Raw genomic sequence first — 9,723 nt, forward strand, 5'->3', positions numbered from 1 at the left:
GCTCGTGGCGATCAGCGGCGGCAGCGCCGGGGCCGACCGGCTCGCGGACGTCGGGCCGCCGGCCTGGACGCCGCTGCTCGTCGCCGTGCCGGTGCTGGCGCTGGGCGGGGCCCTGGGCCAGGCGCTGACGCACTATCGTGGCGTCCGTGCCGGACACGACGCCCCCGACGACCGCCCGTCTCGTCGTCCTCGTCTCCGGTTCCGGGACGAACCTGCAGGCCCTGCTGGACGCGACCGCTGACCCCGCCTACGGCGCGCAGGTCGTGGCCGTCGGCTCCGACCGTCCCGACGTGGCGGGGCTGCGCCGCGCCGAGCGGCACGGGGTCCCGACCTTCGTCCTCCCGCTGGCCGACTTCCCCGACCGGGCCTCCTGGGACGCCGCGCTCGCCGAGCAGGTCGCCGCGCACGAGCCCGACCTGGTCGTGCTGGCCGGCTTCATGAAGCTGGTCGGCGACGCGTTCCTGGCCCGCTTCGGTGGCCGGACGCTCAACACCCACCCGGCCCTGTCGCCGTCGTTCCCGGGCACGCACGGTCCGCGCGACGCGCTCGCGTACGGCGTGAAGGTCACGGGTGCGACGCTGTTCGTGGTCGACGCCGGCGTCGACACCGGCGTGATCGTGGCCCAGACCGCGGTGCCCGTGCTGGACGAGGACGACGAGGCGTCGCTGCACGAGCGCATCAAGGTGGCCGAGCGGGCGATGCTCGTCGAGCACGTCGGTGCGCTGGCCCGGCGCGGCTTCCGCGTCGAGGGCCGCCGGGTGCGGCTGGGCTGAGCCCGCTCCGCGGGCGATATGCTCGGGGCAGGTCGCGACTGGCGCAGGTGGGGTCAACCACCAGGGAGCGGCCGTCACCCCATTCACGGCATGGTCCGCCTGGGTGCCGGGGTACGAGTCCGATCCGTCGTCCCGTACCAGGAGACCGCATGAACGACACCTCGTCCCTCCGCCCGATCCGCCGCGCGCTCGTCTCGGTCTACGACAAGACCGGCCTGCCCGAGCTGGCCCAGGCGCTGCACGCCGCCGGCGTCCAGATCGTCTCGACCGGGTCCACCGCGCGGACGATCGAGGGCGCCGGCGTCCCCGTCACCCCCGTCGAGGAGCTGACCGGCTTCCCCGAGTGCCTCGACGGCCGGGTCAAGACGCTGCACCCGCGCGTCCACGCCGGCATCCTGGCCGACCTGCGGCTGGAGTCGCACCGCCAGCAGCTCGAGGACCTCGGCGTCGAGCCGTTCGACCTCGTCGTCGTCAACCTGTACCCGTTCCGCGAGACTGTCGCCTCCGGCGCGGCGCCCGACGAGGTCGTCGAGCAGATCGACATCGGCGGTCCGTCGATAGTGCGTGCGGCGGCCAAGAACCACCCCAGCGTCGCGGTCGTCGTCTCGCCGGGCAGCTACGGCGACGTGGCCGACGCGCTGGACGCCGGCGGCTTCAGCTTCGAGCAGCGCCGCCGCCTGGCCGGCCAGGCCTTCGCGCACACCGCCGCCTACGACGCCGCGGTCTCGTCCTGGTTCGCCAGCGCCTACGACGCCCCCGAGGACGGCTGGCCGGAGTTCGCGGCCGACACCTGGGACAAGGCCGCGGTGCTGCGCTACGGCGAGAACCCGCACCAGCAGGCCGCGCTCTACACCGACGGCAGCGGCGGCCTGGCCGGCGCCGAGCAGCTGCACGGCAAGGAGATGAGCTACAACAACTACGTCGACACCGACGCCGCCCGCCGCGCCGCGTACGACTTCGACGAGCCCGCCGTCGCGATCATCAAGCACGCCAACCCGTGCGGCATCGCGGTCGGCGCGGACGTGGCGGAGGCCCACCGTCGCGCCCACGCCTGCGACCCGGTCTCGGCGTTCGGCGGCGTCATCGCGGTCAACCGCCCGGTGAGCGTCGAGATGGCCGAGCAGGTCGCCGAGGTCTTCACCGAGGTGATCGTCGCCCCCGGCTACGAGGACGGCGCGGTCGAGGTGCTCCAGGGCAAGAAGAACATCCGCATCCTGGTCTGCCCGGACGAGGACTCCCAGGTGACCACCGAGTTCCGCCAGGTCAGCGGCGGCCTGCTCGTGCAGGTGCGCGACCGCGTCGACGCGCCCGGCGACGACCCGTCCACCTGGACGCTGGCCGCCGGCGAGCCGGCCGACGAGGCCCTGCTCGCCGACCTGGCCTTCGCCTGGACCGCCGTGCGCTCGGTCAAGTCGAACGCCATCCTGCTGGCCAAGGACGGCGCCTCGGTCGGCATCGGCATGGGCCAGGTCAACCGGGTCGACTCCTGCCACCTGGCCGTCGACCGGGCCGGCGTCGAGCGAGCCCGCGGCGCGGTCGCGGCCTCGGACGCGTTCTTCCCCTTCGCCGACGGGCCGCAGGTGCTCCTCGACGCCGGCGTCCGCGCGATCGTCCAGCCCGGCGGGTCGGTGCGCGACGAGGAGACGATCGCCGCGGCGAACGCCGCGGGCGTGACCATGTACCTCACCGGCACCCGGCACTTCTTCCACTGAGCCGGCGGCGCCGGCCCGGGTTAGGGTTCGCCCATGCGCATCCTCGGGTCGGCGCTCGTCGCCGCAGTCGCCACCATCGGCTCCACCCTCGTCGCGGCCGCGCCGGTCGCGGCGGCCGACGAGCCGCGCTACGTGGCGCGCTCGGAGGTCATCGGGAAGTCGCACCAGGGACGCGCGATCAAGGCCTACTTCCGCGGCGACCCGAACGCCACGCACGTGCTGCTCGTCCTGGGCCAGATGCACGGCAACGAGCCGGCCGGGCGCAGGACGGCCGACTACCTGATCAAGCACCGCAAGCCCAAGGCCGGTACGGCGATGTGGATCGTGCCGACGATGAACCCCGACGGCGCGCGCAAGGGCACCCGCACGAACGCGCGCGGCGTCGACCTCAACCGCAACTGGCCCACCAACGGCTGGACGCGCAAGGGCAAGGGCACGCGCACGTGGGGCGGCCGGGCGCGCGGCAGCGAGCGCGAGACCAAGGTGATGATGCGCTTCCTCAAGCGGGTCAAGCCCGACTACATCGCCTCGATCCACCAGCCGTACGGCGTCATCGGCAAGAGCTCCAAGGACCGCGCCTGGCACAAGCGCCTGGCCAAGGAGCTCGGGCTCAAGCTCAAGTCGCTGCCGGTCGGGCCCTCGAACAAGGTCTCGCCGACGCTGACCGCCTGGTACAACCACTACTACGGCAAGCACGGCACGGCCACGACGATCGAGTACCGCGCCAAGCCGTCCACGGCGTGGGCCGGCAAGAAGGCCAGCCGCGCGATCATGACGGCGGCCCGCGTCCGCTGACCCGCGGGTGAGAGACTGGCCCGCGTGACGGCGAAGATCCTCGACGGCAAGGCTGCTGCGGCGGCGATCAAGGACGAGCTGCGGGTCCGCGTGGACGCGCTGCGGGCGCGGGGCGTGGTCCCCGGGCTCGGCACCATCCTGGTCGGCGACGACCCCGGCAGCCGCTGGTACGTCAACGGCAAGCACAAGGACTGCGCCGAGGTCGGCATCGAGTCGATCCGCATCGACCTGCCGGCGTCCGCGACGCAGGCCGAGGTCGAGGCCGCGGTCGACCAGCTCAACGCCGACCCGGCCTGCACCGGCTACATCGTGCAGCTCCCGCTGCCCCGCGGCCTGGACGAGAACGCGGTCATCGGCCGCATCGACCCGGCCAAGGACGCCGACGGCCTGCACCCGACGAACCTGGGCTGGCTCGTGCTGGGCAAGCCCGCGCCGCTGCCCTGCACCCCGCGCGGCATCATCGAGCTGCTGCGCCGCCACGACGTCCCGATCGCCGGCCAGCACGTCGTGGTCGTGGGCCGCGGCATCACCGTCGGACGTCCGCTGGGCCTGCTGCTGACCCGCCGCAGCGAGAACGCCACCGTGACGCTGTGCCACACCGGCACCGTCGACCTCGCCGCGGAGGTGCGCCGGGCCGACATCGTCGTGGCCGCCGCCGGCGTGCCCGGCATCATCACCGCCGACATGGTCAAGCCCGGCGCCCGCGCTGCTGGACGTCGGCGTCAGCCGGGTCGACGGCAAGATCGCCGGCGACGTCGCGCCCGAGGCGCTCGAGGTCGCCGGCTGGGTGTCGCCCAAACCCCGGCGGCGTCGGCCCGATGACCCGCGCGCTGCTGCTCGCCAACGTCGTGGACTCCGCGGAGCTGCAGAACCCGTGAGGCTGCCGGCCCGCCCGCCGCTGCCGCGCAGCCGGGGCTCGCAGATCTACCTCGGTCAGCTGGTGGTCGTGACGGTCGGCCTGCTGCTGACCGTGCTGGGGCTGTGGCGCGCCGGCGTGGCGACGATCGGCGCGTCGTTCCTGCTGTCGGCGCTGCTGCGCGCCGTCGTGCCGCAGTCGCACGATGGCATGCTGCGAGTGCGCGGGCGCGTCTTCGACGTCGTCTGGACCGGCCTGCTGGGGGCGGCGCTCTTCTTCCTGGCCTTCAACATCCCCGGCCAGCCGGGCTAGCTCAGACCAAGCCGAGCGCCGTCACCGCGTCGCGCTCCTCGACGAGCTCGGCGGCGGTCTCGTCCATCTTCTGGCGCGAGTAGTCGTCGATCTCGAGGTCCTGGACGATCTGCCAGTCGCCGCCGGACGTCGTCACCGGGAACGAGTAGACGAGGCCCTCGGGCACGCCGTACGAGCCGTCGGACGCCACGGCCATCGACACCCAGTCGTCCGCGGGCGTGCCGAGCAGCCAGTCGCGCGCCGCGTCGACGGTGGCCGAGGCTGCCGAGGCGGCCGAGGACGCGCCGCGGGCCTCGATGATCGCGGTGCCGCGGCGGGCGACGGTCGGGATGAAGTCGTCGCGCACCCACGTCTCGTCGACCAGCTCGGTCGCCGGGCGTCCGCCGACCAGCGCGTGGTGGAGGTCGGGGTACTGGGTGGCCGAGTGGTTGCCCCAGATCGTCATGCGGGTGATGTCGGCGGCCTGCGCCTCGGTGCGGGCGGCGAGCTGGGCGATGGCGCGGTTGTGGTCGAGCCGGGTGAGGGCGCTGAAGCGCTCCTTCGGGATGTCGGGCGCGTTGCTCATGGCGATGAGCGCGTTGGTGTTGGCCGGGTTGCCCGTGACGCCGATGCGGACGTCGTCGGCCGCGACCTTGTTGAGCGCGCGCCCCTGCTCGGTGAAGATCGCGCCGTTGGCCTCGAGCAGGTCGCCGCGCTCCATGCCCTTCGTGCGCGGGCGGGCGCCGACCAGGAGCGCGAGGTTGACGCCGTCGAAGACCTGCTCGGGGTCGTCGCCGATCTCGACCGAGTCCAGGAGCGGGAACGCGCAGTCCTCCAGCTCCATGACGACGCCCTCGAGCGCCTTGAGCGCCGGGGTGATCTCGAGCAGCCGCAGCTGGACGGGCCGGTCGCCGAGCAGCGCGCCGGAGCCGAGGCGGAACAGCAGGGAGTAGCCGATCTGGCCGGCGGCACCGGTGACCGCGACCTTGAGAGGGGACGTGCTCACGTTCGCTCCAATCGTCGATCCGGACTCGAACGTAGCACCGGGCGGTGCCGCTCGCCGGACGCACGAGGGCCCCCGACCGGCTGGTCGGGGGCCCTCGTGTCAGCGGTGCGTCAGACGCGGACGCCCATGCCGTCGACCTCGCCGGCCGCGGCGGACTCGCCCTGGCCCAGGCTCACGGCGGTCTGGATGCGGGCGCCGATCTCGGGGTCGATGCTCGTCCAGTACCAGAACGCGCGCTCGCGGACGACGTCCACGGTGACGCCGCTCAGGGCGCCGGCGACCGTCTCGACCAGCTGGTCGCGCTGGGCGTCGGTGAAGACCTCGCGCACGAGCGTGCCGGCCTGGCCGAAGTCGTCGTCCTCGCTGTGCAGGCGGTAGGCGCTGCGCACGATCTCGGTGTCGGTCTCCCAGCCGTCCTCGGCCACGCCCTGCGTGTCGGAGAAGCCGCGGCCGAACGAGTTCGGCGCGTAGACCGGCGCCGCACCCGCGTGGTCGAACGTCATCTGCGCGTCGAACAGGTACGGGTTGGACTCCACCGAGGCCTTCGGGCGGTTCACCGGCAGCTGGTGGAAGTTCGCGCCGATGCGGTAGCGCTGCGCGTCGTTGTAGGCGAACGCGCGGCCCAGCAGCATCTTGTCGGGCGACAGGCCGATGCCGGGCACCGTGTTGCCGGGCGAGAACGCCGCCTGCTCGATCTCGGCGAAGAAGTTCACCGGGTTGCGGTTGAGCGTCAGCGTGCCGACCGGGATCAGCGGGTAGTCCGCGTGCGGCCAGACCTTGGTCAGGTCGAACGGGTTGAAGCGGTACTCGGCGGCGTCCGCGTACGGCATGACCTGGACCGACAGCTTCCAGCTCGGGAACTCGCCGCGCTCGATGGCGTCGAAGAGGTCCTGGCGGTGGAAGTCGGCGTTGTCGCCGGCCACCTTCGCCGCCTCCTCGTTGCTCATGAACTCCATGCCCTGGTTGGTGTGGAAGTGGTACTTCACCCAGAACTTCTCACCGGCGGCGTTGATCCACTGGTAGGTGTGCGAGCCGTAGCCGTTCATGTGGCGCCACGTGGCCGGCAGGCCGCGCTCGCCCATGAGGTAGGTGACCTGGTGGGCCGACTCGGGGTTGAGCGTCCAGAAGTCCCACTGCATGTTGGCGTCGCGCAGGCCCGACGCGGCCAGGCGCTTCTGGCTGCGGATGAAGTTGGGGAACTTCATGGGGTCGCGCAGGAAGAACACCGGCGTGTTGTTGCCGACGATGTCGTAGTTGCCCTGCTCGGTGTAGAACTTCAGCGCGAAGCCGCGGACGTCGCGCCACGTGTCGGGGCTGCCCTGCTCGCCGGCGACGGTCGAGAAGCGCAGCAGCGACTCGGTGGTGGTGCCGGGCTGGAAGAGCGCGGCCTTGGTGTAGGCCGAGACGTCCTCGGTGACCTCCAGGACGCCGAACGCACCGGCGCCCTTGGCGTGCGGGTTGCGCTCCGGGACGCGCTCACGGTTGAAGTGGGCGAGGGTCTCGACGAGGTGGACGTCGTGCAGCAGCAGCGGGCCGTTGGCGCCGACGCTCAGGCTGTTGCGGTCGCTCTCGGCGGGGGCGCCGGCGGCGGTGGTGCTGCCCGTGGCCTCGGGCTGGTGGGGGCCGGTCGTCATGGTCACTCACTCTCCTTGGGGGTGCTTGCGGAAGTCTGCGCGGCCGAGGCGCACGCGGGGCACAGGCCCCAGAACGTCACCTCGGCCTCGTCGATGGTGAACCCGTGCGTCGACGACGGGGCGAGGCACGGAGCCGCGCCGACCGTGCAGTCGACGTCCTCGATGGCGCCGCAGGCGCGGCACACGAGGTGGTGGTGGTTGTCGTCCACGCGCCGCTCGTAGCGGGCCGGGGAGCCGGCCGGCTCGATGCGGCGCAGGAGCCCGGCGGCGCTGAGGTCGCCGAGCACGTTGTACACGGCCTGCACGGACGTGCCGGGCAGGACGGTGCGGACGTCCTGGAAGACCGCGTCGGCGTCGGCGTGCGGGTGGCCCGCCAGCGACGTCAGCACGGCCAGGCGGGGCGCCGTGACACGCAGGCCGACGTGGTGGAGCGCGTCGCGCAGCTCCGCCTCGTCGACGGTGTGGGGTGTCGTGGTCACGGGGGAGACGCTATCGATTCTTTTGAGGAATTAAAAGAAAGCCACGTCCGCGTGTCGGCGTGGCGCAGCGTGTCGCTCCCCACAGTCCGCGCGGGAACAGAACCGCCGTCGGGGCGGTTCGCATGCAGGTGACGACGACCGCCTCCACGCCCGCCGCCCACCCCCGGCTCGCGCTGCTGGCCCTCGCCCTCGGCGGGTTCGCCATCGGCACCACCGAGTTCGTGACCATGGGCCTGCTCAAGGAGATCGCCGACGGCATCGACGTCTCGATCCCCACGGCCGGCCACATCATCACCGCGTACGCGTTCGGCGTCGTGGTCGGTGCCCCGCTCATCGTCTCGCTGGCCGCGAAGCTGCCGCGCAAGGCGCTCGTCGTCGGCCTGGCGCTCGCGATCGGCGTCTTCAACGGCCTGACCGCCGTGGTCGACGGCTACGCGCCGGTGATGGTCGTGCGCTTCCTGGCCGGCCTGCCGCACGGCGCCTACTTCGGCGTCGCCGCCCTCGTGGCGTCCTCGCTCGTGGCACCGGAGCGCCGCGCCCGGGCGATCAGCATGGTGATGATGGGCCTGTCGGTGGCCACGTCGTCGGCGTGCCCGCGTCCACCTGGCTGGGCCAGGCGCTGGGCTGGCGCTCGGCGTACGTCCTCGTGCTCGTCGTCGCCGTGGCCGCCGCGCTCTCGATCGCGGTGCTCGTGCCGCACCGGCCGGCCGACACGACCGCGTCCCTCGGCCGCGAGCTGCGCGCGCTGCGCCGGCCCCAGGTGCACCTGGCCGCTGCCGCCGGGTCGATCGGCTTCGCCGGCATGTTCGCGATGTACAGCTACATCAGCCCGATCGTCACCGACGTCACCGACCTGTCCAAGGGCGCCATCCCGTGGTTCCTGCTCGCGTTCGGGCTCGGCTCGCTCGTGGGCACCTGGGTCGCCGGACCGCTGACCGACCGCAGCATCAACGCCACCGTGCTGCTCGGCCTGGGCGGCATGGCGGTGCTGCTGCTCGTCCTGTGGCCGCTCATGAGCTGGGCGGTCCCGACGTTCGCGCTCGTCTTCCTCGTGGCCGCCTTCGGGTCGCTCGTCGCGATCAGCCTGCAGGTGCGGCTCATGCACGCCGCCGGCGAGGCCGAGATGCTCGGCGCCGCGCTCAACCACTCGGCGCTCAACGTCGCCAACGGCCTCGGCGCGTGGCTCGGCTCGGTCGTCATCGCCGCCGGCTGGGGCTACCGCGCGCCGACCCTCGTCGGGGCCGGCCTGGCCGCCGCGGGCATCGTGATCTTCCTGGTCGGCGTGCGCGTCGAGCGCTCGGCCCTGGCCGCCGAGGCCGACGCCGAGCTGGAGCCCGCCCGCTCCTAGCGCTCGGTCCGGGCGCGCACGTGCACGCGCTCGCCCTGCGGACCGAACAGGCCCAGCAGCTCGAGCGGCTCGTCGGTGCGGTTGGCGATGACGTGCGGCGTGCGCGTGTCGAACTCCACCGCCTCGCCGGGCCCCACGTCCAGGGCGCGGGTGCCGAGCACCAGGTGCAGCCGCCCCGACAGCACGTAGAGCCACTCGTGGCCCTCGTGCGTCCGCGGCCGGTACGGCTCGGCCGGGTCGCGCGGCGGGACGACGATCTTGAACGCCTGCAGCCCGCCGGGCCGCCGGGTCAGCGGCACGAACGTGCGTCCGTCGCGGACGATCGGCTTGGCCCGCACGCGCGGGTCGCCCGTCTCCGGGGCGTCCACCAGCTCGTCCAGGGCCACGCGGTACTCGCGGGCTAGCGGCAGCAGCAGCTCCAGCGTGGGGCGACGGCCGCCGGACTCCAGCCGCGACAGGGTGCTGACCGAGATGCCGGTGCGGTCCGAGACGTCGGCGAGCGTCGCGCCGCGTGCGGTGCGCAGCGCCCGCAGCCGTGCCCCCACCCCGGCCAGGACCTCGTCCGTCTCGCTCATGCCCCGAGGTTGCCACATCGGCAAGGTTTCTTGCCAGGCGCGGCGGGCGTCGTGGACGCTGTGACCATGGCTCACGACCACGAGAACGACCCCGACTACTTCGAGCCCGCCGGCTGGGAGGAGCGCTACGCCGGCGACGGCGACGTCTGGAGCGGGCGGCCGAACCCGCAGCTGGTCGCCGAGGCGTCCGCGCTGCCGCCCGGCACGGCGCTGGACGTCGGCTGCGGCGAGGGCGGCGACGTCGTCGTGCGCGC

At 73.1% G+C, this 9,723-nt stretch carries 9 protein-coding genes and 3 pseudogenes; 8 read left to right on the forward strand and 4 right to left on the reverse strand.

Features of this window, described 5'->3' with window-relative positions:
- The first annotated feature begins 146 nt into the window (after window positions 1-146).
- The 5 genes and pseudogenes from purN (at window position 147) to AC2W7G_RS04420 (ending at window position 4,448) form a co-directional block, all read left to right on the forward strand.
- On the forward strand, window positions 147-773 hold the full coding sequence (gene purN / locus AC2W7G_RS04400; RefSeq protein ID WP_485867367.1) for a phosphoribosylglycinamide formyltransferase: 627 nt from the start codon (window positions 147-149) through the stop codon (window positions 771-773).
- 149 nt (window positions 774-922) lie between these two features.
- The gene (gene purH / locus AC2W7G_RS04405; RefSeq protein WP_485867368.1) at window positions 923-2,485 is read left to right on the forward strand and encodes a bifunctional phosphoribosylaminoimidazolecarboxamide formyltransferase/IMP cyclohydrolase; all 1,563 of its coding nucleotides are present in this window, start codon (window positions 923-925) and stop codon (window positions 2,483-2,485) included.
- Window positions 2,486-2,518: 33 nt separating this feature from the next.
- A complete protein-coding gene (locus AC2W7G_RS04410) occupies window positions 2,519-3,280 on the forward strand; it encodes a DUF2817 domain-containing protein (RefSeq protein ID WP_485867369.1) in 762 nt (253 codons plus the stop codon).
- Between the two features lie 24 nt (window positions 3,281-3,304).
- Window positions 3,305-4,158, forward strand: a pseudogene (locus tag AC2W7G_RS04415) (bifunctional methylenetetrahydrofolate dehydrogenase/methenyltetrahydrofolate cyclohydrolase).
- Window positions 4,155-4,448, forward strand: coding sequence for a DUF3017 domain-containing protein (locus AC2W7G_RS04420; protein WP_485867370.1), 294 nt, complete (start codon window positions 4,155-4,157; stop codon window positions 4,446-4,448). Before AC2W7G_RS04415 ends, AC2W7G_RS04420 begins: the two are co-directional and overlap by 4 nt.
- Window position 4,449: 1 nt before the next feature.
- Here AC2W7G_RS04420 and AC2W7G_RS04425 read toward each other — a convergent pair whose 3' ends face one another.
- From AC2W7G_RS04425 to AC2W7G_RS04435, 3 genes are all read right to left on the reverse strand, one after another.
- On the reverse strand, window positions 4,450-5,433 hold the full coding sequence (locus AC2W7G_RS04425; protein ID WP_485867371.1) for a malate dehydrogenase: 984 nt from the start codon (window positions 5,431-5,433) through the stop codon (window positions 4,450-4,452).
- 110 nt (window positions 5,434-5,543) lie between these two features.
- Window positions 5,544-7,067 (reverse strand): catalase, encoded by a 1,524-nt coding sequence (locus AC2W7G_RS04430; RefSeq protein WP_485867372.1) that lies wholly within the window; start codon window positions 7,065-7,067, stop codon window positions 5,544-5,546.
- Between the two features lie 2 nt (window positions 7,068-7,069).
- Window positions 7,070-7,546, reverse strand: a complete 477-nt coding sequence (locus tag AC2W7G_RS04435; RefSeq protein WP_485867373.1) for a Fur family transcriptional regulator — start codon at window positions 7,544-7,546, stop codon at window positions 7,070-7,072.
- A gap of 227 nt (window positions 7,547-7,773) precedes the next feature.
- Here AC2W7G_RS04435 and AC2W7G_RS04440 point away from each other — a divergent pair.
- Both AC2W7G_RS04440 and AC2W7G_RS04445 read left to right on the forward strand, forming a co-directional pair.
- Window positions 7,774-8,067 (forward strand): annotated as a pseudogene (locus AC2W7G_RS04440) (MFS transporter); the annotation flags it as partial.
- A gap of 68 nt (window positions 8,068-8,135) precedes the next feature.
- Entirely contained in the window at window positions 8,136-8,894 is a 759-nt protein-coding gene (locus AC2W7G_RS04445) for an MFS transporter (RefSeq protein ID WP_485867374.1), read from the forward strand.
- Here AC2W7G_RS04445 and AC2W7G_RS04450 read toward each other — a convergent pair.
- A complete protein-coding gene (locus tag AC2W7G_RS04450) occupies window positions 8,891-9,469 on the reverse strand; it encodes a helix-turn-helix domain-containing protein (RefSeq protein WP_485867375.1) in 579 nt (192 codons plus the stop codon). The genes AC2W7G_RS04445 and AC2W7G_RS04450 overlap by 4 nt on opposite strands.
- A 66-nt stretch (window positions 9,470-9,535) precedes the next feature.
- On the opposite strand from AC2W7G_RS04450, the pseudogene AC2W7G_RS04455 reads away from it, so the two are divergent.
- Window positions 9,536-9,723, forward strand: a pseudogene (locus AC2W7G_RS04455) (hypothetical protein); the annotation flags it as partial.

This window comes from Aeromicrobium sp. PFPM2_SD2, from assembly GCF_057364525.1.